26 protein-coding genes, 1 riboswitch and 1 other annotated feature are annotated in these 24,664 nt (G+C 39.3%); of the genes, 9 read left to right on the top strand and 17 right to left on the bottom strand.

Features of this window, described 5'->3' with window-relative positions; all coding sequences use genetic code 11:
• A partial coding sequence (locus DTK66_RS02875) for a helix-turn-helix transcriptional regulator (RefSeq protein ID WP_225208969.1) occupies positions 1–244 on the bottom strand: 244 nt, incomplete at its 3' end.
• Between the two features lie 127 nt (positions 245–371).
• On the opposite strand from DTK66_RS02875, the gene DTK66_RS02870 reads away from it, so the two are divergent.
• From DTK66_RS02870 to DTK66_RS02860, 3 genes are all read left to right on the top strand, one after another.
• Positions 372–800: a helix-turn-helix domain-containing protein gene (locus DTK66_RS02870; protein WP_188357939.1), complete on the top strand. Its 429-nt coding sequence runs from the start codon at positions 372–374 to the stop codon at positions 798–800.
• A gap of 110 nt (positions 801–910) precedes the next feature.
• Positions 911–1,405 (top strand): hypothetical protein, encoded by a 495-nt coding sequence (locus DTK66_RS02865; RefSeq protein ID WP_191667716.1) that lies wholly within the window; start codon positions 911–913, stop codon positions 1,403–1,405.
• Positions 1,406–2,037: 632 nt separating this feature from the next.
• Positions 2,038–3,123: a tyrosine-type recombinase/integrase gene (locus DTK66_RS02860; protein ID WP_191667715.1), complete on the top strand. Its 1,086-nt coding sequence runs from the start codon at positions 2,038–2,040 to the stop codon at positions 3,121–3,123.
• A 189-nt stretch (positions 3,124–3,312) separates the two neighbouring features.
• On the opposite strand, the gene DTK66_RS02855 is transcribed toward DTK66_RS02860, so the two are convergent.
• From DTK66_RS02855 to DTK66_RS02830, 6 genes are all read right to left on the bottom strand, one after another.
• The gene (locus DTK66_RS02855; RefSeq protein ID WP_153931379.1) at positions 3,313–3,591 is read right to left on the bottom strand and encodes a heavy metal-binding domain-containing protein; all 279 of its coding nucleotides are present in this window, start codon (positions 3,589–3,591) and stop codon (positions 3,313–3,315) included.
• Positions 3,592–3,957: 366 nt separating this feature from the next.
• Entirely contained in the window at positions 3,958–4,635 is a 678-nt protein-coding gene (locus DTK66_RS02850; protein ID WP_191667714.1) for a CPBP family intramembrane glutamic endopeptidase, read from the bottom strand.
• The gene (locus DTK66_RS02845) at positions 4,622–4,867 is read right to left on the bottom strand and encodes a hypothetical protein (protein WP_153931381.1); all 246 of its coding nucleotides are present in this window, start codon (positions 4,865–4,867) and stop codon (positions 4,622–4,624) included. The genes DTK66_RS02850 and DTK66_RS02845 overlap by 14 nt, the downstream gene beginning before the upstream one ends.
• 116 nt (positions 4,868–4,983) lie before the next feature.
• Positions 4,984–5,907 carry a ribokinase gene (rbsK, locus tag DTK66_RS02840; RefSeq protein WP_153931382.1) on the bottom strand — a complete coding sequence of 308 codons (924 nt, stop codon included), beginning with the start codon at positions 5,905–5,907 and terminating at the stop codon, positions 4,984–4,986.
• A 57-nt stretch (positions 5,908–5,964) separates the two neighbouring features.
• Positions 5,965–6,981, bottom strand: coding sequence for a ribose utilization transcriptional repressor RbsR (gene rbsR / locus DTK66_RS02835; RefSeq protein WP_153931383.1), 1,017 nt, complete (start codon positions 6,979–6,981; stop codon positions 5,965–5,967).
• Positions 6,982–7,064: 83 nt separating this feature from the next.
• Complete coding sequence (locus tag DTK66_RS02830) at positions 7,065–7,673, bottom strand: hypothetical protein (protein WP_191667713.1); 609 nt, start codon at positions 7,671–7,673, stop codon at positions 7,065–7,067.
• Between the two features lie 215 nt (positions 7,674–7,888).
• Between DTK66_RS02830 and DTK66_RS02825 the strand changes: the two genes are divergently transcribed.
• Positions 7,889–8,521 (top strand): deoxynucleoside kinase, encoded by a 633-nt coding sequence (locus tag DTK66_RS02825; RefSeq protein ID WP_153931385.1) that lies wholly within the window; start codon positions 7,889–7,891, stop codon positions 8,519–8,521.
• Positions 8,522–8,632: 111 nt separating this feature from the next.
• Here DTK66_RS02825 and DTK66_RS02820 read toward each other — a convergent pair whose 3' ends face one another.
• The 3 genes from DTK66_RS02820 to pepV form a co-directional block, all read right to left on the bottom strand.
• Complete coding sequence (locus DTK66_RS02820; protein ID WP_368356238.1) at positions 8,633–9,685, bottom strand: glycoside hydrolase family 73 protein; 1,053 nt, start codon at positions 9,683–9,685, stop codon at positions 8,633–8,635.
• Positions 9,686–9,819: 134 nt separating this feature from the next.
• Positions 9,820–10,332 carry a universal stress protein gene (locus DTK66_RS02815; RefSeq protein ID WP_153930717.1) on the bottom strand — a complete coding sequence of 171 codons (513 nt, stop codon included), beginning with the start codon at positions 10,330–10,332 and terminating at the stop codon, positions 9,820–9,822.
• A gap of 25 nt (positions 10,333–10,357) precedes the next feature.
• Positions 10,358–11,761 (bottom strand): dipeptidase PepV, encoded by a 1,404-nt coding sequence (gene pepV, locus DTK66_RS02810; protein WP_191667711.1) that lies wholly within the window; start codon positions 11,759–11,761, stop codon positions 10,358–10,360.
• An 87-nt stretch (positions 11,762–11,848) separates the two neighbouring features.
• On the opposite strand from pepV, the gene DTK66_RS02805 reads away from it, so the two are divergent.
• Positions 11,849–12,709, top strand: coding sequence for an NAD(P)H-hydrate dehydratase (locus DTK66_RS02805; RefSeq protein WP_191667710.1), 861 nt, complete (start codon positions 11,849–11,851; stop codon positions 12,707–12,709).
• A gap of 50 nt (positions 12,710–12,759) precedes the next feature.
• Here DTK66_RS02805 and DTK66_RS02800 read toward each other — a convergent pair whose 3' ends face one another.
• The 6 genes from DTK66_RS02800 to DTK66_RS02775 all read right to left on the bottom strand — a co-directional run bounded on the left by DTK66_RS02800 (position 12,760) and on the right by DTK66_RS02775 (position 20,980).
• Positions 12,760–14,409: a putative polysaccharide biosynthesis protein gene (locus tag DTK66_RS02800; protein ID WP_191667709.1), complete on the bottom strand. Its 1,650-nt coding sequence runs from the start codon at positions 14,407–14,409 to the stop codon at positions 12,760–12,762.
• A 114-nt stretch (positions 14,410–14,523) separates the two neighbouring features.
• Positions 14,524–14,787, bottom strand: coding sequence for a type II toxin-antitoxin system HicB family antitoxin (locus DTK66_RS02795; protein ID WP_191667708.1), 264 nt, complete (start codon positions 14,785–14,787; stop codon positions 14,524–14,526).
• 57 nt (positions 14,788–14,844) lie between these two features.
• The gene (leuS, locus tag DTK66_RS02790; protein WP_191667707.1) at positions 14,845–17,265 is read right to left on the bottom strand and encodes a leucine--tRNA ligase; all 2,421 of its coding nucleotides are present in this window, start codon (positions 17,263–17,265) and stop codon (positions 14,845–14,847) included.
• Between the two features lie 60 nt (positions 17,266–17,325).
• Positions 17,326–17,531: a binding site (T-box leader), on the bottom strand.
• Between the two features lie 50 nt (positions 17,532–17,581).
• Entirely contained in the window at positions 17,582–18,769 is a 1,188-nt protein-coding gene (gene metK, locus DTK66_RS02785) for a methionine adenosyltransferase (protein WP_153930722.1), read from the bottom strand.
• A riboswitch (SMK box riboswitch) is annotated at positions 18,767–18,878 on the bottom strand. It overlaps the preceding gene by 3 nt.
• A gap of 50 nt (positions 18,879–18,928) precedes the next feature.
• Entirely contained in the window at positions 18,929–19,468 is a 540-nt protein-coding gene (locus tag DTK66_RS02780) for a DNA-3-methyladenine glycosylase I (RefSeq protein ID WP_191667717.1), read from the bottom strand.
• 75 nt (positions 19,469–19,543) lie between these two features.
• Positions 19,544–20,980 carry an MFS transporter gene (locus DTK66_RS02775; protein ID WP_191667706.1) on the bottom strand — a complete coding sequence of 479 codons (1,437 nt, stop codon included), beginning with the start codon at positions 20,978–20,980 and terminating at the stop codon, positions 19,544–19,546.
• Positions 20,981–21,104: 124 nt separating this feature from the next.
• Between DTK66_RS02775 and DTK66_RS02770 the strand changes: the two genes are divergently transcribed.
• Positions 21,105–21,560: a Fur family transcriptional regulator gene (locus DTK66_RS02770; protein WP_191667705.1), complete on the top strand. Its 456-nt coding sequence runs from the start codon at positions 21,105–21,107 to the stop codon at positions 21,558–21,560.
• A gap of 168 nt (positions 21,561–21,728) precedes the next feature.
• Here the strand turns inward: DTK66_RS02770 and DTK66_RS02765 are convergent, their stop codons facing one another.
• Positions 21,729–23,075 (bottom strand): amino acid permease, encoded by a 1,347-nt coding sequence (locus DTK66_RS02765; RefSeq protein WP_191667704.1) that lies wholly within the window; start codon positions 23,073–23,075, stop codon positions 21,729–21,731.
• Positions 23,076–23,209: 134 nt separating this feature from the next.
• Between DTK66_RS02765 and DTK66_RS02760 the strand changes: the two genes are divergently transcribed.
• From DTK66_RS02760 to DTK66_RS02750, 3 genes are all read left to right on the top strand, one after another.
• On the top strand, positions 23,210–23,776 hold the full coding sequence (locus DTK66_RS02760; RefSeq protein WP_153930727.1) for a VanZ family protein: 567 nt from the start codon (positions 23,210–23,212) through the stop codon (positions 23,774–23,776).
• A gap of 11 nt (positions 23,777–23,787) precedes the next feature.
• The gene (locus DTK66_RS02755; protein ID WP_172971286.1) at positions 23,788–23,955 is read left to right on the top strand and encodes a hypothetical protein; all 168 of its coding nucleotides are present in this window, start codon (positions 23,788–23,790) and stop codon (positions 23,953–23,955) included.
• A gap of 129 nt (positions 23,956–24,084) precedes the next feature.
• Entirely contained in the window at positions 24,085–24,609 is a 525-nt protein-coding gene (locus tag DTK66_RS02750) for an HdeD family acid-resistance protein (protein WP_153930728.1), read from the top strand.
• The last annotated feature ends 55 nt before the right edge of the window (positions 24,610–24,664 follow it).

The following is a 24,664-nucleotide window of genomic DNA, read 5'->3' as shown; positions in this document are numbered from 1 at the left end:
ACTTGTCTTGTGTTGCTACTGCGGTACTGTCTTTAATATCTGCTGTGGCGTACTCGTCAATAAGCCAATCACTCAACTTCTTATAAGTTGCTGGCGTTACCTTGCGATGGTTACGCTTAAAGATGTTGTCTAGCGTCCATCGACTTAAACTAAGTTCACGCCCTAGAGCTACGGTGGAGAGATTAAGTTCCCCTCGCTTGCGCTTGATCGCTGTTACTTGTTTATCTGATAAATACATAGGCATTTAATACCACCTCTATTCACATAACTGTGAGTAAATATTAATTCACAATTATGTGAATGTCAACGAAAATGTTCACAGTTTTGTGAAATAATGATATTATTTAATTGAGCAAAGAAGGTGATAATATATGAGTGAGTATTCCTATTATCGTTATAAACATCACAACAGAATTAAAAAATTGAGAAAAGAAAAAGGCCTAACTCTGAAAGAGCTAGGCGAAAAAGTCGGTATGCGGGATAATACGTTAAGCCAATACGAAAATGAAAAGAGAAATCCTAATGATGAAATTTGGGAGAAACTCGCAGAGTTTTTCGATGTAAGTACAAGCTATATTCAAGGATTGAGCTATGAAAGAACTGATCCTTACGAAAGTATAGGTAGAATTCTTAATAAGATTAACTTTAATGATGACAAAGCCAAAAACGATAAAATAAGAGAACAATTATTTGAAGCTTTTGCTATCGTTTTAGATAGTACAGAAGACAAGTTGGCAGATTTAGAAAATCAAATTGATAATATTGACCCAAACTATTATGATCCTTCTGGGGATTTATAGCAGGATCTTCATGTGTAACGTACTTCCATAAGCTATTGGATAGCTAATTTTAGTATATTGTCGTAATGCAAGAAAAAACAATTATTAGGTTTAGAATCTGGGGGGATTTTATGAAAAAGATAGGTTTAATATGTGCCACCGTGTTAATGGGGATGTCATTAACCGCTTGTGGTAGTCAATCAAGTAGTAATAAGGCTTCTAATTCTAGTAAGACAAGTTCTAGTAAAGTCGTAAAGCACCATAAGAAACAAGTTAAGAAAGAGAGTTCGTGTAGTAGTAATTCTGTTAGTTCTTCAAGTAATAACGCTGTTAACTCGGGTAGTCAACAAATACAGGCTTCTCAACAATCATCTAGTAATCAAAGTCAGCAAGTACAACAAAATAAGCCCCAGTCGACTCAACAATCAAATAATAATGGATTACCACCTGCTAGTGATTTGCATGATTTCGTTAATCGCTATGGTGAGTCGCCTGCTGCTTACTTATCAGAACACAATGGAATGTCACCAGAACAAGCCGTACAGTCTGTACCGGATACAATGAAAACATCTGGTGAGATACAAGACACTTACCAAATACAACAAGGACAAGATCCATTTAATTAGTGAGGTGTTATCATGAAAAACTTTATTATTAACGCCTTTGATTTCATCTCAAACATCGTTATAGAAGTTTTGTGTAACGTACTTCCATAAGCTATTAGACAGCTAATTTATCTGAGTTTTTCTGAGGTGGCGTCATTGTTCGACATAGTATTTTGTCGTAATTAATCTGCTGGTTTTCTGCACATTTTACGTTATAACCCTTGTTGTGCTTGGCTTCTTTCTGCTGATAGATAGCTGGATATAGCTAATATATAGCCGTTTAATGTTAGGTTCTATCCTGCGAAACCAATATATACACTAATAGCACCACTGCTATATTTCCCAAAAATTGGGGACATCTGCGCAAAATTGCGCACATCTTACTCACCTCAAATTTGGGGTGAGTACATCTGTCCAGAATTGGACGCATGTTTACTTAGCGCAAAACTGCGTTCAGTATTTCCGACTGTTGAAAATATGACAGTCAATTATACTTAGTTGAAAAGTTGGCTCAGCTCATTTCTTTAATTGGTAGCGCAAAATTGCGCTACCAATCTACCCCTTTTTGGCGGCCGAAAATACGGCTACGAAACTCAAATACATACCTCCAATATTCCACGTTGGCAAGCTGTGCGATTGAAAGAGGTAATTTTATGAGTTATGTAAGAAAAGCGAAAAAAGGATACTACGGTTATGCAAGCTACCAAGATAACGAGGGGAAGTGGCATCAGAAATCAGCCGGCTGTTTTAATTTAAAGCGTAAAGCACTGCAAGCAGCCAATAAACTAGAAGCAGAGTTAGACCAAGTGAACCTTGATTTAAAAGATATGACACTAGCTAAGTATTATTGGCGGTGGTATGAACTCTATGAGGAAAATGGTATTACTGATGTTACGAAAAACCGTTATAAGGTCATACGGAAAACTATTGAAAACTACTGGAAAGATACACGACTACGGGACATCAAGCGCTCTGATTATCAAGCCTTTATTAACTGGTATGGTGCTAATCATGCTCGAGACAGCGTAAACAAGCTCAATAATGCTATTCGTTCATGTGTCGGCTATGCAATTGATGATGATATTATCAGCAAGGACTTCACGCATAACGTCAAGGTAGTAGCTAATAAAGAGCGAGAGCGTAAAGTTGAATACCTTAGTCATGATGAGTTAGTAACATTAAAAAATGAGGTCAATAAGAAGCTCAATCACTACAATACCAGCCGTTACATGATATTAACGGCTATCTATACGGGGATGAGAAAGAGCGAAATACAGGCGCTCACGTGGAAAGATATAGATTTTTTACACGCTACAATTTCTGTCACTAAGTCGTGGGATGAAAAGAAAAAAGCTTTCAAGCCAACTAAAACCGAATCTAGCAAGCGAACGATTAAGGTTAATCGTCAACTGCTCAATCATTTAGCTGAATTGAAAGCTAATAGCAGTGTTATGGTATTTCAAAACGTGTTAGAAACTGTTCCAACAAGTAACGCATTGAATAAGTGTTTACGGTCTATTATGAATGACTGTGGTATTAAAAAGCAAGGTTTTCACTTTCATTCCTTGCGCCATGTTCATGTTGCCTATTTGTTAAGTCAAGGTGTCGATATATACGCCATTAGTAAACGTCTAGGACATTCAAACATCACTGTGACCTTAAATACTTATTCTTATTTGGTGGATGAGTACAAGGCTAAAAATGACACGCTAATCATTGATAAACTGGCTGAATTATAGAGTTCACGACAAACTCACGACAAAACAACGCTCAAAGCCCGTTATATCAAGGTTTAGTATTCCTGCCTGAGGCATTTTAAAAAAGCCTTTAAATGCTATTATTCATAGTAATTAAAGGCTTTTTATTTTATAAGTCCGCAATTTTAAATACAAAAAAGACCCGCATAATATTAACCTGCTGGTCCGTGTTTATTTCATAAATTGAATCATTGTACCATAGGCCGTTAACACTAGGAACTTTGGCGCCACTTGCATATTTGCAACATTAGTCGTAAACCGTACTTCTACTACGCCATCGGCTCCCTTTTCACTTGCCCGTCGTTTTAATTTTTCTTGGACATCAATAAATAGTTGATCCATTGACTCAAATGAATCAATTGCTTCTGTCGGCATCGCTAAATGGCTGGTCGCATTGACAATTCCTAAAATGCGGTGTGCTTGTGGAAACCCCTCTGTTGATAAAAACATCTATTATTACTCCTCCTAATATTACTACCACTTTAAAATAACAAAGAGGCTGGAATTTTTCCAGCCTCTTTTTACTAATACGGAAAGAATCTGCTACTTTGCCTGAGAACTAACATTTAATCCACTTTTGATTCTAACTTCCGCAAAGTCGCATTTAATTATCATTTGGTGCACCCTGGTGACTTTTTAATATTATTATTACATAAATACTTTAATACGAGGTTTCTAGTCACGCTTACGTTGCTTCTCGCCTACTCTAATATTTTCAGCGCCAAATAATAAGAGGATATGTAATTAATATTCCTCAATCTTATCTTTCCACATCAATAATATACCACCTTTTGTAAGCGATTACAAGGAGTGCCTTTAACTAATTTGAGCAAAAAGAACATACATCGCAATTGCATTGTTAATCATATGGACAGCAATCGAATTGCGGAGATCACTAGTTTTCAAGTAAACCAATGCCAAAATAAAACCCATATAAGCATAGATTAAAAAACTAATCGGGTTAGTGCTCATATGACCAGTTGAAAATATAATCCCTGAAAGAATCGCCTTAGGCCAAATATTGTCACGCTTAAAAAACATGTTAGTAAGGGTGCCACGGAAGATAAATTCCTCTGCAATTGGACTCAATATCACAGCAGAGAACATAAAAACAACCGTAATAATCTGATTGTGACCAAGCATACTGCCTAAAGCAGCGTTATTAGCTGTTTCAGTTTGGTGGTAAATCATTTGGTTCAGAAAGCTAAGAACGTCCATCCCCACAATGATTGCTAAATAACCGCCAATAATCCACCTAACTTTGATTCCAGCGGGCGCACCCAACTGATTATAGAAGCGATAGGTATGTCGTGCCCACCAAATAATCGCTAACATTAAGCATATAAACAAGGTCATAAAACCATAAACCGCCAACTGGTTTGTTGGGGAATAATAGATTGCAAACTTAACGGCAATTGGTGGTATCTCAATAGCAATCAACATTATCGCTATTAAGATAACCCTAAACACCCAGGACTCTTTAATTATTCTCATTCTTTTGTTGCTCTTCCTTTGCTCGCTTTTCCCGCATTCGTTGAATACTCCAACGGGTCGATATTTTAGTCACAATAATATTAGCAACCACAAAACCAATAACCCATAATAGGTACATAACCCATCCTGAAATATAGTGTTCAATCGTCAGCCACACCAGAATCGCAAATATGATAAACGGCGGCGTAACTACCTTAAGGATAAATTCCGCTTTCACTAGTAAAACCTCCATTATTATTTGTTCAACAGTTTACTAAATCAAATTTAAAACCGCAAATAATACTAAGTAAACTAAGGCTCAGAACATTATAACCAACGCCCTGAGCCTTTTTATTTCAATTCTTTATGTTAGTTGTTTTTTGACGCAGCGATAACTTCATCATGGGTAGGGATTGATGGTAAAGCTCCCAATTTTTGAACGGCTAACGAACTTGCCCGTTGAGCATATACTAACGCCTTTTCAATATTACTCATATCTGGCTTTAATTGCGATGATAACGCGCCAATAAACGTATCACCAGCAGCTGTCGTATCAACAGCATTAACCTTGAAAGCTGGAATAAAGTTGTAACCATCTTGCGTGCAATAGAAAGCACCCTTAGCACCAACCGTGATAATTAAGTTCCGAACTCCCATTTGGGCAAACTTAGCAGCTGACATTAACATTGAAGTCTCATCGGTAACAATAATTCCTGTTAATGCAGAACTTTCGGTTTCATTTGGAATAATTAAATCAGTCAACTTGAGTACTTCCGGATCAATCTTATGTGCTGGCGCAGGATTTAAGATTGTCTTAACTCCGTTTTCTTTAGCAATTTGGAATGCCCGCAAAGTTGCTTCTTGTGGAGTTTCAAATTGAGCAATCACGAAGTCAGCGGACGCAATTTGGTCACGAGCATCTTCAACTTCTTTAACGCTTAATTGTTGGTTAGCTCCTCCGTATACTAAGATACTGTTTTGACCATTCTCATCTAGGAGAATGGCAGCAGAGCCAGTCCCTGCTTTAGAATCAACATGAATACCCGTAGTATCAACATTGTTATCCTTAAGTGCTTGAACCATCATCTCTCCACCAGCATCTTCACCAACTTGGCCAACAAAGGCTGTCTCTGCCCCAGAACGAGCAGCAGCAACTGCTTGGTTAGCACCCTTTCCACCAGCAGCATTGGTCTTATCTAGAGCAGCAATTGTCTCCCCGGGTAATGGCATCCGCTTAACTTTCATTGTTGTATCAACGTTTAAACTACCTACAATTGTTACATGGTTTGTCATTTATTTGTTTCCTCCTTAAATAAACAAGCATTAAACTAGTAATACCATCATACCATATTATTTTTGTCGATAGGGACCTGTACTATCACGTTCAATCAATTTTACCGGAAAGCTTTGGACACGCGCTTCATAACTATTATGATTAATGCGTTCAATCAACATCTTAGTAGCCCCAGCGCCTAAGTCAAAAATCGGCTGTTGAACGGTGGTTAATCGTGGGTATACATAGTCATCCCAGTAAATATTGTCATAGCCCATTACTGAGATATCTTCTGGAATTTTGACTCCTCTTTCATGGAGGCCACGGAGAAGACCAATTGCCATCTCATCGTTGGCAGCAAACACTGCAGAAGCTCCTGTAGCAAGCACTTTGTCAGCAGCCTCATATCCCCCAGCCTTGGTAAGAGGTGCACGTACAACATCTTGCGAATCAATAACGGTTAAATTATTTTCTTCAACTACTTTTTTAAAACCGCTCATCCGATGGTTTAAATTTTCGGTGGGATTATTAGATGTTAGCACGGCAATATGTCTGTGGCCCAATTTTAATAGGTAATTAGCCGCAATCTGCCCGCCTAAATAATCACTTGTTTGTACCCGAGCACCATCCTGTGTGTGATTCTGGTCAAATAAAATATATGGAATATCATTAAAAGAAATAACTTCTTTAATTGTTTCCGTCGTCATTGTAGCACTGGCAATAACAAGACCGCTAATTGAGCGTTCTATCATTTGCGAAAGGTAATATTTTTCAAGTTTAAGATTCTTATTAGCACTAAAAACTAATGGGATAAAATCAGCCTCGCGGGCAACACTTTGTACCCCCTCAATAAACGTCCCAAAAAACGGATTGGCAATATTAGGAACTAGTACGCCAATTGTTTTCGCACTTTTCAAGATTAGATTGCGGGCATTAAAATCGGGAACATACTTATACTTATCCCGTAACGCAAAAACTTTTTCCTGTGTTGCTTTACTAAACCGTTCGCCCTTATTATTAAGGATCTGAGAGACGGTTGTAACTGAAACTCCTGCTTCTTTTGCTAAGTCACGAATCGTTATCTTCTTGTTCATTGCTGTCCAACCTCTTTAGTAAACAGTTTTATTAAGCTAAATATCATTTTATTTACCTTAAACTAAATTAGTTTTATTTGCAATCATAACTCCTTAAAAATATCTTGAAGGATTTGTCGCCCCGTCGCCATTTGTGCGCCCCGAACGCGAAGATAATCAATTTTTGCGCGTAATATATCATACCCCCACAATGATGAGAGGTCGTGCTCATTAAAATAGTGGAGAGTCAGTTTGATGGCATTAAGTTCCGTAATTACTCCAGTGAAATCATCCCTCCCCTTATATTTATCCGTACCAATTACTACCGGCAGCTTATTAGTGAATGAGTCTGTTAATAAATTAGATAATAAATCTCCTCTCATCATCTCAGGGTGGTCATCAATAAATTTTTGTACTTGCCAAATATCAAAGTAACCATAATCATGGGCAACTTTTGTCTTTTCCGAAACCGCCGTTAAATAGTCACTATGACGTTCAGTATATAAAATACTTTTAATCCGAATAGCAATTAACCCATTAATTTTTCCATCCCAGTCAATACTGATCATTAAACAAAAGACAGGATCAAGGGCAACAACAAAGCCAACATTAAAATAATCATCATTAGGAAGGTTATGAACCTCAATCAATGTCCCTTGTTGCTTTGCTAATGTTAATTGGACGCGGTTATCATTTTCACTTTCTCTTCTCATCTTAACTTCCTTACTATTAATTTTTCACATGATTAAATTTTAAATATTTAACCATCCCATACGTAACATTATAATCGCTGACAAAGCAGATGTAATACCCTTTAATTCGATAAATCAATTTACCTAACCACCAAATCTTGTAAAATTAAGTGTGTTCTTCCACAATATTTTGTAGTAAGATGGTTTCTGTGACAAAAAAGTAAAGAGGGGCCATTATGGTGATTATTACAGCAGGGATGATTGGTGTCGGCAAGACTACATTAACTGGAAAGATTGCTGAACACTTACATACAAAAGCATTTTTTGAGCCAGTTGGAGAAAATCCAGTTTTACCGTTGTACTACAAGAACCCAAAACAATACGGTTTTTTACTCCAGATTTATTTCTTAAATAAGCGTTTTTCAATGATCAAACAGGCACTTACAGATGATAATAACGTACTTGACCGTTCAATCTATGAGGACGCCCTATTCACGCGTGAAAATAACGCAGAAGGCAACATTACAGATACAGAGCTAGAAGTTTACTTAAAGCTCTTAGATAACATGATGAGTGATCTTCAGCAACTGCCAAAACGGGCACCAGACTTGATGGTTTATTCCGAAACCGACTTTGAAACAATTTTATATCGGATTAAAAAGCGTGGTCGGGATTATGAACAAATCGATACTAATCCAGAATTAAAGGATTACTACTACAAAATGTGGAGTGCATATAAGCAGTGGTACAAAGACTACGATGCAAGTCCCAAAATGAAAATTGACCTAGAACGCTATGATCTTGAGAATCCGAAGAATGTCGAAACTGTCCTAGGGATGATCGATGAACGGTTAAAAACATTACGATAATAACCAAGGCTTAAGGAGCTGGTGAAAAATTAAAGGTTTTTCGCTAGCTTTTTTTGTTGCCAAAGATATAACGGTTAATCGTGAAAAATAACCACGAGAACATTTCCTAGTTTATTTTAATTTGTACCACAGCTCAATTATTCCTGCTGTCCCTAAGCCACCAAGTATTGATAGGTAGCGTGGAAGATCATTATCCTTTTCTTTTGCCTTAACTGGACGTTTACTTACTAATGGTTCTGACTTAATACCAGCATTTTTATTTGGAATTGGCAATACCTTGACAGCCTGGTTATTACGACAATCAGTATCATATTTAGTTAACTGGTATGTGTCAATTAATTTATTTAACTTTTGATCATAACCGGGATCTGTCGCGTAACGTCCCAATAACGCCCTCGTAGCGGCACGGTAATTTGTGGCCTTTTTTCGATGAACACCATTATATAATGGCGCCTTAAGGGTCTCAGCATAATCTTTTAAGGAATCGTACTCATCTTTATAGCGTCGAAAATTGCTAAAAATCTCAAATTTATTACCATGACGGTCATACTCAATCGTTGGCTGGGTAACAGTATGAGCTGCAAAATACCCCTTAACACCAAACAAATTATTATATGGTGCGCTACCAAGCGAACTTCTCCCCCAATCACTCTCTAGGGCTGCTTGCGCAATAATAACAGAGGGATATAAATCATATTCGCGTCCGACTTTTTGAGCTGCTTTTGCTATTCGATTAATAAACTTTACTTGAAAGTCTAACGGCGCTTGCGGGGGATAAATCCGGTCATCAATTTTAGAGTCAGTCGCTTGACCGTTACTTACTAACTCACCAGTACCTTTTTCAACCTGTTTGGTTTGTGAATATCCTTGATTATCACCGGTCTCGGCTGCCTCATTATCAGGCTGATAATATTCACCATTAATCCCCTGATTAAACGAACTTGCATATTCGGCTGTATCCTGTTCATATTCAGTTAAATATGCATCAATATATTCATCATCGTGATTTGCTAAAGCATCCTCATCAATTGGCTGCAAATTTTTAACTGCTTCGCGAGCCTCATATCGCGCAGCTTGTTGCGAGCTATCTGCTTTGACTGCCGGTCCGCCTAAACTGACTAACATAATCAGTGTTCCAGTAATTAATTGTCGCTTCATCATCATAAAACACTCCTTCACAACGTTCTATTAATATATATACGTAAAAATTGTGAATTTGCATTTTTTAAATTAAAAACGACCGCATTCGCCATTGAATGAGGTCGCTGTAATAACTAGGGCAGTTGCCGGTAGCCTTTTTACATTTCTGGATACGTTGATTCTTTTATATCCAGCTTTTGATTGTTCAAGTTTGTCTTAACTACTGTTACGTCACAAGGAGCTTCACGAATAGTATATGCAGCCGTCGATCCGACAAGAAGCCGACCCACAACATTTAATCCGGTTGCGCCAATAATGATCAAATCAATCCCATTCTTCTGGGGATAATGTTCGGCAAGCTCAACCTTCGCATTACCAATTTCGACAGTTGTTTCGATTTCTTTAACCCCTGCCGCAGCAGCTTTTTTCTTGTAAACCGCTAGTTTCTTTTGCATCGTCTCAACAGCTGAATCATAGATGCTGTGACTAACAAAGCCATAACCGCCAGGACCAGTTGTTGGGTAGCGCTCACCATTAATGATACTTAACAAATATAATTTTGCATCGTTTGTCTTTGCAATATCGACTGCTTTTTCAAATGCCATATCAGATTGCTTAGATCCATCGATACCAACTAGAATCTTTTGATAACTCATTTTTGACACCTCCATGCTCTATCCCTATTTTAGCACATTCTTAGTCTGTGACGAGGTTATTAATCGCTTCCATGTAAATAGCCATTGACGTGATTAAATCATTTACCGGCTGATATTCGTTTGCTTGGTGCATCGTATTTGGAGTATGAGGCATTAATGCGCCAAATGCAACACCACGCTTCATAAGACGACCATAAGTACCTCCACCGACAACTTCTGGCTTAGCGTTAGTATCACCAGTCTGGTCAATATAAGCTTGCATAAGGGTCTTAACAATTGGATCATCAGGATCAACATAGTGCGGTTCTTGTGATGGCCCTTGCTTTACATCGATAGCTAGCTTATTAGCAACTTTCTTGACTGTATTTTCCAATTTGTCTGGAGTCATACCTTTCGGGAAGCGGAAATTCATATCAATATGACCACCTTTATCCGCATCAAAGTTTAAGATTCCCGCATTCATTGTTAAATCACCCATTACCGAATCAGTAAAGGCGCCATCAAAACCATCCATACGGGTGTCAAGGTGGAGGTAGTCAGCCAGGAATTCAACAAAACTCTTCGCCCCACCAGCAAAGTCATATTGATTTAAGAACTTAGCAAGATAGGTTCCGGCATTAATTCCCTTTTCTGGTTCCATTCCATGAGCAGCCTTACCAATAACCGTGATTTCAAGTCCTTTATCAGTGGATTCGATATTTCCGTCAACTGGGTTTTCTTCAATAAAGCGTCCAAAATCAGTAGTGACCGCTTGTGGATTATCAGTTCGCATAATTGCAACAGCTTCTCGTGGAACCATGTTAAACCGTAAGCCAGATTCAAAACTAATAAGCTGCGTTGATGCATCCCCATTACCAGCAGGAACATCAAGTAAAAGGGAAACTTGTCCTTTTTCACCATTGATTACTGGGAACTCAGCATCGGGAGAGAAACCAAATGTTGGGGCTGGCTCAACTTCAAAATACCGGTGCATCCCAGTCCAGTTGCTTTCTTCATCGGTACCAACAATAAAGCGGACTTTTTTATTAAATTTTACTCCTTGATCCTTGAGATACTTTAGGGCATAGTAAGCAGCCATCCCTGGACCCTTATCGTCGGAAGCACCACGACCATACAAGTTGCCGTCTTTAATCACTGGATCAAACGGATCAGTATCCCAGCCCTTACCTGCTGGCATCACATCGAGATGGGCTAAAATAGCTAACGTCTCATCACCTTCACCCCATTCCGCATAGCCAACGAGGTTATCAATGTTCTTTACTTTAAAGCCGTCTTGCTCAGCCATTTCCAAAAATGCTTTCAATGCTTGGGCGGGGCGAGGGCCAAGCGGGTATTCATCAGTAGCAGCTGCATCATCACGCACACTAGGAATCTTCATTAATGCCACGAGGTCATTTAAATAGTTTTCTTTTTGCGCTTCGGCAGCTTTCATCCATTCAGTCATTATAATCCCTCCAAAATATTCTACTTTGACTAAATTTAATGATACCATTAAACTGTCTATTAAATAAAATAATAAGGAGTCTTAAACGTGGAAAAGCTTACTGACCAAATCCTCAAAGAAGTCATTACACCGCGTCCTGAAAATAGTTTTAAAGGGACTTTTGGTAAAGTAACCCTTGTAGGAGGCAATCGCAACTTTGGCGGGGCTATCATCATGGCATCAATGGCAGCAGTATGTGCGGGAGCTGGATTAGTGACAACTGCGACCGATGAAAGTAATTCCAGTGCCTTGCATTCACAACTACCAGAAGCAATGTTTGCTGATTTTACTAATAGCGAGCAAGTTGCCAGCCTTATTCACGCAGCGACCAGTGTTGTTGTCGGGCCGGGCCTTGGGGATGATGAGATAAGTCTACAGATATTAAAGAATGTATTTGCTAATACTAGCGACCAACAAAACGTGATTATTGACGGTTCCGCAATTACGTTAATGGCAAGAGAAGGCATCGATCAACCACTTGGTAATATTATCTATACGCCGCATGAAATGGAATGGCAACGCCTGTCGGGAATTAAGATTGGTGAACAGACAGCAGAAAAAAATAAGGCCGTCCAAGAAAAGCTTGGTGCTACCGTTGTCTTAAAGAAACACCATACTGAAATCTATACTAACGACCAAATATATCAACTACCAATTGGCACGCCCGCCCAAGCAGTTGGCGGAATGGGTGATACCCTTGCCGGAATGGTTGGTGGCTTTACCGCGGAATTTAATGATAAAGCAGATAAGGCCGTCCTTGCTGCCGTTTATGCGCATAGTGCGATTGCCGAAAAGATTGCCGAAAGTCAATATATTGTCCTTCCTCATCAAATCAGCCGTGCCCTGCCGACCTTCATGAAGAAGATGGAAAAGCTTGACGATGACCATCATATTGGTTTTTTGAATTAAAAATAAAAGGAGTTGAGATTTAGCTACGTAGCGCAACTAATCTTAACTCCTTATTTTATATGCAATAGTGTCCGCAATCTCGCTACCCGTGGTCCTAATAGCTGGTCTGCTAAGCGTGACTTGAGAATCAGGTACAGGTAGATCCCGACTCCCACTAATACTCCTGGAATCAAGGAGAAGAACGCCGTATAACGGCCATATGGACTGACAAAGTGGCTAATAATTAACATGACAATCTTAGTCCCCGCAAACATTACCAATGAATAGGCTAAAATCTGGTTTGTCGGTACTGCCATCTTATCAAAGCGGAGATTAAATTCCATATTAAATGAGTGGAGGATCAAGTAGTTCACAACAAACATCGAAATGCCCGTTGCTACTAATGGTCCAACCCCCTCAAAAATCCAAATGCATGGGAATTGAACAACAAATTTGACGATGACCCCAATACCTAAGTAGGTCATCATTCGTTTATTTTCTGAAATTCCCTGCATCATGGCTGCTCCCACCGTATAAAGGCCTAGCAAGATAGAAACATAAGCTGATACTTGAAGGACAACTACCCCTGCCGCATCATAACGGTAAAAAACGGTATATATCTGCTGCGATACAGCTGATAACCCGAGGGCTGCCGGAATCATGACAAAGTAGAACAACAGGAGGACATTTTGGATTTGCTTCCGCATCCCCTCATGGTCATTTTGTGCGCGGGCAGTCGCTAAGAGCGGAATAACCGTTGCTGCCATTGCCGATGCCAACGAAATCACAATCATGTATAACTTATTAGCATTAAACGAGAATAATGCATATAGCACTGTAACTTGATAATGTGAAAAGTGACCAACCATTGACATCATCCGGGGAAACGTATATTGATCAATCAGTTGGTAAAGGTTGATCCCACCCTCAATAATAATGAACGGAATTGACTGGTAAACAATCTTAAAAATCAGACCAGTAGGTGAGACTTCGGCATTAGAAACACTATGGCGCACAAGGTCGTTCATCTCATTGAGGTGTCGCAGCCATGCAATGGATAGAACAATGATTGCCCCAATTGCCCCAATAAAGGCGGCAAAGGTTGACTGGGTAACAGCACTAACCCAGCTTCCATGCTTGATTTTCATAATATAATATGTCGCTAGCAGCATATAAACAACCCGAAAAACTTGTTCAACAAACTGCGACATTGCTGATGGCGCCATCCAATTATAACCTTGTAAAAAGCCCCGCGTAATCGACATCGCTGGGATAATCAAAACGGCCCAGGCGAGGGACTGGATAACGGGAATGACGTTTGGATCACCATTATCCATTAGCGAAGCCCCAAAGAGCATGATAATAGCGCAAATCATTCCCATCGCCATTGAAACGTACATTCCTGAGTGATACAGGCGCCTGCTGACACCATATTCATTAAGGCCGTTGTAATGCGCAACTAATTTTGAGATTGCCGATGGAATCCCTGCCGTTGCAATTACCAAGAAATACGAATAGATGGTATAACCTTGAGCAAATAATGCATTTGCTTCATTACTATAAGTCCCAAACCATGTTACCCATGGAATAACATAAATTGCTCCTAATATTCGTGAAGTAATACTCCCCACAGTCATCCAAGCAGATCCGCTCAACATCTTTTCGCGCGCATCTTTTTTAACCGGGGTACTGCTCAAATCATTTATTTTATTTTCCTCCATGATTTGTTGCAATCCTACCTTTTTTATTTTAATCGAATAAAAACAATCTTAATTATTTTATCGTGAATATAAGACTGACGCAATTCGATTTATGCTTTTTAATATTTCTTTAATCTAGTACTGGTCTAAATCAACCGTGACCATCTTAATAATTTTTTGGGGGTTCTTTGCTTGGAGCGTTGATATATTACTCGGCTGGGGAGCTTCTTCAAAATGACCAAGTTTATCATTTATCGTAATCGCAAGCCCCAACTTAGCAAATTCCATTGCCTCGTCCATCGTTTTCCCCTGCGTAAATGCCTCTGGTAAGTCCGGAAAATCAACTTGAATTTCATCTTCTACAGGGGTAAAAAAAGCAGGATATTTTACTATTTCCATTAAATTCTCCTTTAACAAAAAAGGCCTGACAAAATGTCACAGCCTCTTTTTATTTAATTATTTAGCAACAATGTTAACAATCTTGTTTGGTACAACAATGACTTTCTTGATGTCTTTACCATCAGTAAACTTCTTAACATGTTCGTTAGCCAAAGCTTGCTTTTGTGCTTCATCACGGTCGGTATCCTTGGCCATCTTGATCTTAGCCCGAACCTTGCCGTTAACTTGCACAATCATTTCAACTTCATCTTCAACCAATGCCTTGGGATCATAAGTTGGCCATGGCTGGTAAGTAATTGTATCACTAACATCGAAGTGACTCCATAATTCTTCAGCCATGTGAGGCATAATCGGTGCGATCATCTTGACAAATCCCTGCATATATTCAACCGGAAGATCATCGGCCTTGTATGCTTCATTAACGAAGACCATTAATTGTGAAATTGCAGTATTAAAGTGCATCCGTTCGTAGTCTTCGGTAACTTTTTTAACAGTTTGGTTGTAAATCTTAGTTAACTTACCATCGTTAAAGGTGGAAACCCGGTCACGAAGATGGTTATTATCATCCATCAATAACCGCCATACACGTTGAACCCACTTGTTAGCACCATGCAATCCTTTTTCATCCCATGGCACTGACTCTTCAAGAGGTCCCATGAACATTTCGTAAAGGCGTAAGGTATCAGCACCATATTGGTCAACAATGTCATCTGGATTAACAACATTGCCCTTAGACTTAGACATCTTTTCATGGTTTGAGCCCAAAATCATCCCTTGGTTAACAAGTTTCATAAATGGTTCCTTCGTTGGCACAAGACCAAGGTCATAAAGAACTTTATGCCAGAATCGAGCGTATAGCAAGTGAAGGACAGCGTGTTCTGCACCACCGACGTAGAGATCAACTGGTGACCAGTAATCAAGGGCTTCTTTGGAGGCAAATTCTTTGTCATTGTGAGGGTCGGTGTACCGAAGCCAGTACCAAGATGAACCAGCCCATTGTGGCATCGTATTAGTTTCACGTAAACCATGCCGCCCGTTTTCATCGTATACGTTAACCCAATCTTCAACATTTGCCAATGGACTTTCACCAGTTCCAGAAGGCTCAATATTATCGGTATTTGGCAATTTAAGCGGAAGTTCATCTTCAGGAACTAATGAAGTTGTTCCATCATCCCAGTGGATGACCGGAATTGGTTCACCCCAGTAGCGTTGACGACTGAAGATCCAGTCACGAAGGCGGTAATTAACCTTCTTATGACCGGCATCATGTTCTTCTAGCCAGTCAATCATCTTTTGCTTAGCGTCAGCATTATTTAGACCATCAAGGAAGCCGGAGTTAATATGTTTGCCATCACCACTAAAGGCACCTTCTGAAATGTCAGCACCTTCAATAATCGGCTTAATCGGCAAATCAAATTTTTTCGCAAAGTCATAGTCACGTTGGTCACCTGATGGGACAGCCATTACAGCACCTGTCCCATATGACGCGAGAACATAATCACTAATCCAGATTGGTAATTTTTCACCATTAACTGGATTAATAACGTAAGAACCAGTAAATACCCCTGTCTTATCCTTATTTAAATCAGTCCGTTCAAGATCAGACCGCCGGGAAGCTTCTTCCTTGTACTTTTCAACTTCTACTTGATGCTCTGGTGTTGTTAATTGGTCAACCAACTCTTGTTCTGGCGCGAGAACAACATAAGAAGCACCAAACAACGTATCTGCACGAGTAGTAAATACTTCAATCTTCGTATCTTCATCGCCGACAACAGGGAAGTAAACGGAAGCACCTTCTGAACGGCCAATCCAATTGCGTTGCATTTCCTTAACGCTTTCAGGCCAGTCAACAAGGTCAAGGTCATCAATCAAGCGGTCTGCATAAGCTGTGATTTTCAATACCCATTGTCGCATTGGCTTACGGTATACTGGGTATCCGCCTCGCTTCGTCTTACCGTCTTCAACCTCTTCATTGGCTACCACTGTTCCCCCCATAAAGTCAGGTGCCCAGTTGACCATAATCTCACTTTCATAAGCCAGGCCCTTTTTATAAAGTTGTTCAAAGATCCATTGAGTCCACTTATAGAAGTTTGGATCAGTTGTATTAACTTCACGATCCCAATCATATGAAAAACCAAGTGATTGAATTTGATCCCGAAAATGATCAACATTCTTGTTAGTAAAGTCTTTAGGGTTGTGACCAGTTTTCAATGCATACTGTTCAGCAGGAAGACCAAATGCGTCCCAGCCCATTGGGTGGAGAACATTAAATCCTTGCATCCGTTTCATTCGTGACATTACATCAGTTGCGGTATATCCTTCTGGGTGACCAACGTGAAGTCCTTGACCAGATGGATAAGGGAACATGTCTAGGGCATAATATTTTTTCTGGTCTTTATTAAGGTCTGCCTTAAACGTTTCGTTCTTTTTCCAGAATTTTTGCCATTTTTTCTCAATCGCTGTATGATCGTAAGCCATCTATCTCGCTCCTCATTTTTGTAGTTTAATAATCGTAATAAAAAAGTCCCGTAGAAAAATCTACGAGACGAAATCTATCCGCGGTACCACCCGTTTTCCATGGTAATCATGGCGCTTAGTACCTTAACGCGGTAAACGTCACTGCTTACTAACTTCGGCAGTAATCACCTAGATGAGTTCGTTAATGACAGGTCTCCTGTTCTCAGCACCACAGGATCTCTGAAGGCCATATCAAAAACTAATATTTCTATTACGATCAAATATTTAACGCTTATTGTAACAACCACTATCAGTGATTGCAAGTATAAGATTTAATTTAGCCTAAAATTGCCTTTAGTTCGTCAACCTTGTCAAGTTGTTCCCAAGGTAAATCAATATCAGTCCGGCCAAAGTGACCATAGGCAGCCGTTTGTTTGTAAATTGGCCGTTTTAAGTCAAGCATTTCAATAATTCCTGCTGGCCGTAAATCAAATACTTTCCGCACGGCCGCAATCAATTCTTCTTCAGTCCGTGTACCAGTACCGTAAGTGTTAATCATGATTGATACCGGTTCTGCTACCCCAATTGCATAGGCAACCTGGATTTCAGCTTTTTTAGCATAACCTGCTGCCACAATATTCTTTGCAATATAGCGAGCAGCATAACTAGCAGAACGGTCAACCTTGGTCGCATCCTTACCAGAGAAAGCACCACCACCATGGTGAGCGGCTCCTCCATAAGTATCAACAATAATCTTACGACCAGTCAATCCCGCATCTCCTTGCGGACCACCGATTACAAAACGGCCAGTCGGATTAATAAAGTACTTTGTCTTATCGTCAAGGTATTTAGCAGGAATTACCGCTTTAATAACTTGTTCCTTAACGTCTTGCTTGATTTGATCAAGGGAAACTTCTGGGTCATGCTGGGTACTTAACACAATAGTGTCAACACGAAGCGGCTTATCATTTTCGTCATATTCAACGGTAACTTCAGCCTTGGCATCTGGACGAAGGTATGAGATAACTCCGTCTTTACGTAATTGCGCAATCTTACGCATTAACTTATGGCTCAAGACTAATGTAAGCGGCATATATTCGGGTGTCTCATCAGTTGCGTAACCAAACATCAATCCTTGGTCACCAGCACCAATCTGGTCAAGCGGATCAGCATCCCCTTCACGTGTCTCTAAGGAGTCATCAACCCCCTGCGCAATATCAGGTGACTGTTCATCAATCGCTGTAATAACTGCACAGTTATCAGCATCAAACCCATACTTACCATCAGTATAGCCAATTTTTCTAATCGTATCACGCACGATCTTTTGGATATTAACATAAGCCTTAGTTGAAACTTCACCAAAAACTAATACTAATCCGGTAGTAACTGACGTCTCAACAGCAACCCGTGAGTCTGGGTCCTTTTCGAGCAATGCATCCAAAATTGCATCACTAATTTGGTCAGCAATCTTGTCTGGATGTCCTTCAGAAACTGATTCGGATGTAAATAAATGTCGTTCTGCCATCTTATAATTCCCCCATATTCTATTGAAACTTTCAACAGTTTGTAGTTGCGGTTACAAGGCATCTTCACGTTCAGACGTGAATCCTATCGGGAATTGCTTCATAACGAGAATAATCTTAGCATAGTTTCCAGCCAACAATCAATGATAATCCTAATATTCCTATTCCAAGCGAGCATTTACCATCCCTACAGCTGTCATAAATGAATAAATAATTGTAGGACCAACAAATTTAAAACCATCGTTGCGCATTTGTTTTGATAACCGCTGCGATGCTGGCGTTTGGGCTGGCAAATCTTCGCCGGCACTTAAAATTAACCGTTCCGCTTTTCCATTCATGAACTGCCAAATGTAATCGTTAAAGGTGGTTCCATTTTCTCTCAGCTGGCAGATCACCCGTGCATTATTAATTACTGCTAAAATTTTACGACGGTTACGGATAATCTTAGCATTAGCACACAACCGCTCGACATCCTTCTCAGTCATAGCAGCGACCTTTTCAACATTAAAGCCTAAAAAAGCATCTTCAAATGCTAATCGCCGGTGCCAGATCGTTTGCCAAGTCAAACCTGCTTGAAATAATTCTAACGAAAGCATTTCAAAAAGAAGGTAATCATCATGAACTGGGAATCCCCAATAATTATCATAATAATTTTGCATTTCTGGCGTTTTTTCTGCCCATTGCGGTCGTTTTGTCATTATTTTTCATTCCTTTGCTTTATATAAAAAAGAACCGAGGCTAGCTCAGTCCTTCAGTTAAGAATATACATATTTTACCTAATTTTCACTTTGTTTTTTTGTGTTTTTCAAAAGAAATGCTAATACTAAGCCGAATAATTCAACGATTATCATTCCGATAAATACTAACCGGTAACCATGTAAGGCTGCTAATTGAGCTGTCATTCCGCTTTGTAACGCATTTGCTGTCGCAACAGTGAGAATAAGCGTCGAAATTGTTACGCCTGCTGAACCCAGTACCTGTCGAACAGTAGTAATTACAGCAGTACCATGAGGCACGAGTTTGTCTGGTAAGGCATTTGCACCAAGGGTAACCGCTGGCATCATTACAAAGGCATTTCCCCCTTCAATAACCATCGCACAAAGGATCATCCCCCAAAGGCTCAAGCGGTCCAGAACTAATAAACCGGCAGTCCATCCCGCGATAATCATAATCATTCCCACGAGCATTGTAGGTTTAAAGCCAATCTTATCGGCTAACTTACCAGATAAAGGATTTAGGATACTAAGGAAAACCGCTCCTGGCACCAGTGCCATCCCTGATACAAATGGGCTAACTTTTAACACTCCTTGATAATAAAGCGGAAAAATAATTGTTGTTACAATTAAGGCAATGTATGAAATGGACGTTAATAAGATAGCTAAATCATAATTAAAAGTCTTCATTACCCGTAACTCCAGCAAAGGATGCTGAAGATGAAGCTGACGAATGCAGAACCAAATAACTGCTAACAAACTCACGATAAAGATTAAACTATTAGCCTCCCACGCAGAATTCTTCTTGCCAGCCTGGTCAACAACGTACATGATACCAATCAAGCCCACTAACAAAATAACTGACAGCCAGTCAAGATGTGTTTCATGGCGAACCATTACATCTTGAATCAAGCCGCTAGCGGCCATCAAAATTATTACAGAAATCACAAGCATGAAAAGGATAAACAAACTTTTCCAGCTAAAGAACTTTAAGACAATCCCGGAAATAATCGGACCACAAGCAAGTGCCGAGCCCATTACTAACCCCGCAATACCCATTGTCGTGCCCCGCTCATCTTTAGGGGTGATTTCTAGTAAGACAGTCTGATATGAAGGAAATAAAACGCCGACCGCAAATGCTTCCATCGCACGCCCAATCATCATAAACCAAAAACCACTGATTCCCCAAGAAGCTGGCGTTAAGACAATCATCAGCGAACCAATGTCAAATAGAGCCAAAGCACTAATAAACATAGTCTTAAAACTCATATTATTCAACATCCATGGACTGATTGGCATACTGACGCACATTACTAACATAAATCCGGTCGTCAGCCACTGAACAGTGGAAGCCGAGATTCCAAATGCGTTCATTAACGTTGGATAAGCAGTTGATAGCGATGATTGACTAATTGACATCGTAAACGTACCAACTAATAATGTAAAAATAAACCAAAAACGACTATATTCTTTGCCATTCTTGGCAATACTTTGATCCATAATAATCCTCTCCCTCTTTAGAACAATTATCATCTAATCATTTCCTATTATATGTTTTGAATTAGTTAATGTAAATGTTATAATCAAATTAGATTATAATTATTTTAAGGAAGGAGACGACATCATGGCAGAAGCAGAATTTGATCGTGCTCTTGACCACTTACGGGAAAATAAAGTGCGCCTCACACCACAACGAAAAGTAATTCTTAACTACCTAATCAACCATCATACTCACCCCAGCGTTGAAATGATCTATGATGATCTAAAGGATAGCGTAGCTAATATTAGCATGGCAACTGTATATAATACGCTTAAGCTATTAGTAGATTATAATCTTGTTATTGAATTAAAAAATGGCGATGGCAGCACCCATTTTGACTATTTCGGTCATCCCCATTACCATGTCGTCTGTGACAATTGTGGAAAAATTTCCGATGTTTTTGATGATCACTTTACGGAAATAACAAAGGACATGGCAAACATGACCCGTGAAAAGACGGGGTACCTAGTTACTGGTAATAATATTGAAGTTCATGGGCTTTGTCCTGATTGCCAACGCAAGCTACATTTAAATCGTTAATAAATAAGGGGGAGTGAGACAGAACTAGCTTGCTAGTTCGTTTTCGAACCCCCGCAAGCACAAAGAGGACTCTAGTGTTCGGATTTTCCGAACGCTAGAGTCCCTTTGTGTACTGCGCTGTAGCACTTTCAACTATATAGGAGACTTATGTCACAGCTCTCCCTATTGTTATTTATCTTTTTGTGCTAATGAAGCGAATGCTAACACGATAAACCACGCCATTGTTAGTAATAATGCGATCAGTGTTTGCTTTTCCATACATAAAACAACTACAACTCCTATCAGGAACGCTAAAATTAAATAATCAGTAAATGGCGCTCCCGGCATCCTAAATACCCTCGCCAAACGATGCGCTTTAAGATATTTAAGGTGCGCTAAGATGATTGTGGTCCAGACGAACAAAAAGCTAGTGGTGGCAATACTTGAAACAAGCGTAAAAACGCCATTAGGCATCACCAAGTTTAAAATTGCCGCAATGCCAATCACTAATGCCGAAATAATAACCGCAGTTGCTGGTACTGATTTTTTCGACAAGCGACTAATTTTACGAATGCTAGGTCGTCGCGCGTTTGCAGTTAATTCTGCTAACATTCGGCCGGTTGTATATAGTGAACTATTACATGCCGAAGCAGCAGCAGTGATTACTACAAAGTTAACAATACTTGCCGCTCCAGGCAACCCAATATCACGAAAGACTAAAACAAAGGGACTATTGCTTGGTGAAAGCTTATTCCAAGGATAGATACACATAATTACGGCTAAAGCACCGATGTAAAACAGCATAATCCTTACTGGAATACCATTAATCGCCTTAGGAATAACAACTTTAGGATTTTCTGCCTCTGCTGCAGTCACTCCCACCATTTCAATCCCAACAAAAGCAAATACAACCATTTGAAACGATAATAAAAAGCCCTTAAACCCCGTTGCAAAGAAGCCGCCATAATTTATCAAATTTGCAGGCGTTGACAAGTAACCCCCTGCCGAGTGAAAACGAATTGCAACTAATAAGATACCAACGGCGATCAAAATAATAATTGCTAAAATCTTAATCAGTGCAAACCAAAATTCTAATTCACCAAATGCGCTTACCGTCATTAGGTTTAAACATAACAACACTAACAAGGTCAATAACCCTGGGACCCATTGCGGGACATGAGGCAGCCATAGCTGAAAATACAAACCAATTGCAGTGATTTCAGCCATTGCTAAGGCAAGCCAGCATACCCAATAAGCCCAACCTATTATAAAACTAACCCGATTGCCTAAATAGTCCCGAATAGCATCCATAAACGAACGGTAATGCAGGTCAGATAATAGTAATTCGCCAAGGGCACGCATAATCCCAAAACAAACAACTCCAGTAATTATGTATGCCAGAAGAATTGCTGGCCCTGCAGCATGGATTGCCTTTCCTGAGCCAAGAAAAAGTCCCGTTCCGATCGTTCCGCCAAGAGCCATTAATTGAATATGACGGCTTTTTAGCTTTCGTGTAAATTGTTGTTCTTCTGCCATAGTTCTCTTTCTCCCTAATAGTTGAAGATTTTTTAACAGCTGATGACATCACTAGCCATTAATCACAAAATCAACTATGATATATAACATTAAAAACCAATTGTACATCATTTTTCTTGTGAGGAGAACTAACATTGCGAGCTTTAATTCATTGGATTCCATTTTTTATTTATTTCTTTGCGGGAACAATCCTAATTACCCACAATCGCTTATGGGAACGATTTCCCGCAAGTGGTCAGCATTTTACCATTGCGACCCTTTTCGTGTATTTAACAGCAATTGACTGGCTATGCCTAACCCCTTCTATGTTTAATTTCAGTTCGGCTAATAAATTACTATTTTATTTTCATGGGGTTCCATTTAATATCATTCCACTGCAAGGATTAAGTCAGGAATTCTTTCTCAACGTTATCATGACAATTCCACTTGGTATTTATCTCTATTTAATAAATAATAAAATGCCTTGGGAACGCGCCATTTTATATGGATTCTTATTCAGCCTATTTATTGAAAGCAATCAGTTTGTCTGTGACCTGCTTTTTCACATTGGTCGCGTTGCCGATGTGGATGATTTGATTAGCAACACATTAGGAACTACAATTGGCTTTGCAGTAATGATTATGCTTGATCAAACATTTTTTCACCATATCATCAAACAATTCATGCTGATTGGCGAAAAATCTGATAAACTGAATACTTGAGGTGGTAGAAGATGATTACTAATGAACAACGAGCACACGATATTGCGTTAACTATACTTCAAACACGGGCAAAAGGCTTAAAGCCGATTGAAGCATATCATGAATATGTTAATTCATTATTACCAATCTTAAAAGAGATTGATAAAGACTTCCCTAATGGAATTAAAGAACATCTTTAATTTCCCGGGAAATTAAATGATCCATAGGTTAAGAAATAGTCTTAATCTGTGGTTTTTTTGTCTTTACTTGTGTTATCGTCTTAATTGAACTATGATATTAATGATTTTATATTAAAGGGAGGCTTTACGATGTTTGAAGAAACTAAAAAGGGTTTTGATTGGTTTAGCTTAATTGTCGGCATCCTATTTTTAATCGCTGGGATTGCTTCGTTCAATCGTCCCGATCGTACCCTTCGCTTCTTGGCAATCGTTGCCGGTGTTGCATTTATTTTCCGTGGAGTTTACGAATTATGGTTTCGCCAACGTATTAGCCAGTTACTTCAAGAAGCTTCTGGTTGGTTAATTTTTTCAGCAATTTTAGATATTATTTTAGGGATTATCTTCCTTTTCCAACCAGATTTTGGTGTTCTGTTTATTGCGATTATTTTTGCAATTTGGTTTATTCTTGACTCCATCACAGAATTGCTTAGCGCCAAGTTCTTTAAGGAATTTCATCGAGGATATTACTGGTTTATTATTATTCTGGCAATTGTCAGCTTGGTATTAGGCGTTATCCTTCTCTTCAGTCCACTACTCTCAGCAATCACTGTTGTATGGCTGGTTTCAACATTCCTAATCGTTTTTGGTATTATGAAAATTATCCAAGCATTTTAAAATAAGAAACAAAAAGGTCGGTGAAAAATCAGCTTTTGGCACTATGTCCCGTCAA

This window comes from Limosilactobacillus walteri, assembly GCF_014830205.1.
GTDB lineage: Bacteria > Bacillota > Bacilli > Lactobacillales > Lactobacillaceae > Limosilactobacillus > Limosilactobacillus walteri.
This window is presented reverse-complemented; position numbering and strand designations above follow the sequence as displayed.

Coding starts and splice junctions, on each gene's coding strand:
- DTK66_RS02870 (WP_188357939.1), top strand. CDS start 372: ATGAGTGAGTATTCCTATTATCGTTATAAACATCACAACAGAATTAAA.
- DTK66_RS02865 (WP_191667716.1), top strand. CDS start 911: ATGAAAAAGATAGGTTTAATATGTGCCACCGTGTTAATGGGGATGTCA.
- DTK66_RS02860 (WP_191667715.1), top strand. CDS start 2,038: ATGAGTTATGTAAGAAAAGCGAAAAAAGGATACTACGGTTATGCAAGC.
- DTK66_RS02855 (WP_153931379.1), bottom strand. CDS start 3,591: ATGTTTTTATCAACAGAGGGGTTTCCACAAGCACACCGCATTTTAGGA.
- DTK66_RS02850 (WP_191667714.1), bottom strand. CDS start 4,635: ATGAGAATAATTAAAGAGTCCTGGGTGTTTAGGGTTATCTTAATAGCG.
- DTK66_RS02845 (WP_153931381.1), bottom strand. CDS start 4,867: ATGGAGGTTTTACTAGTGAAAGCGGAATTTATCCTTAAGGTAGTTACG.
- rbsK (WP_153931382.1), bottom strand. CDS start 5,907: ATGACAAACCATGTAACAATTGTAGGTAGTTTAAACGTTGATACAACA.
- rbsR (WP_153931383.1), bottom strand. CDS start 6,981: ATGAACAAGAAGATAACGATTCGTGACTTAGCAAAAGAAGCAGGAGTT.
- DTK66_RS02830 (WP_191667713.1), bottom strand. CDS start 7,673: ATGAGAAGAGAAAGTGAAAATGATAACCGCGTCCAATTAACATTAGCA.
- DTK66_RS02825 (WP_153931385.1), top strand. CDS start 7,889: ATGGTGATTATTACAGCAGGGATGATTGGTGTCGGCAAGACTACATTA.
- DTK66_RS02820 (WP_368356238.1), bottom strand. CDS start 9,685: ATGATGATGAAGCGACAATTAATTACTGGAACACTGATTATGTTAGTC.
- DTK66_RS02815 (WP_153930717.1), bottom strand. CDS start 10,332: ATGGAGGTGTCAAAAATGAGTTATCAAAAGATTCTAGTTGGTATCGAT.
- pepV (WP_191667711.1), bottom strand. CDS start 11,761: ATGACTGAATGGATGAAAGCTGCCGAAGCGCAAAAAGAAAACTATTTA.
- DTK66_RS02800 (WP_191667709.1), bottom strand. CDS start 14,409: ATGGAGGAAAATAAAATAAATGATTTGAGCAGTACCCCGGTTAAAAAA.
- DTK66_RS02795 (WP_191667708.1), bottom strand. CDS start 14,787: ATGGAAATAGTAAAATATCCTGCTTTTTTTACCCCTGTAGAAGATGAA.
- leuS (WP_191667707.1), bottom strand. CDS start 17,265: ATGGCTTACGATCATACAGCGATTGAGAAAAAATGGCAAAAATTCTGG.
- metK (WP_153930722.1), bottom strand. CDS start 18,769: ATGGCAGAACGACATTTATTTACATCCGAATCAGTTTCTGAAGGACAT.
- DTK66_RS02775 (WP_191667706.1), bottom strand. CDS start 20,980: ATGGATCAAAGTATTGCCAAGAATGGCAAAGAATATAGTCGTTTTTGG.
- DTK66_RS02770 (WP_191667705.1), top strand. CDS start 21,105: ATGGCAGAAGCAGAATTTGATCGTGCTCTTGACCACTTACGGGAAAAT.
- DTK66_RS02765 (WP_191667704.1), bottom strand. CDS start 23,075: ATGGCAGAAGAACAACAATTTACACGAAAGCTAAAAAGCCGTCATATT.
- DTK66_RS02755 (WP_172971286.1), top strand. CDS start 23,788: ATGATTACTAATGAACAACGAGCACACGATATTGCGTTAACTATACTT.
- DTK66_RS02750 (WP_153930728.1), top strand. CDS start 24,085: ATGTTTGAAGAAACTAAAAAGGGTTTTGATTGGTTTAGCTTAATTGTC.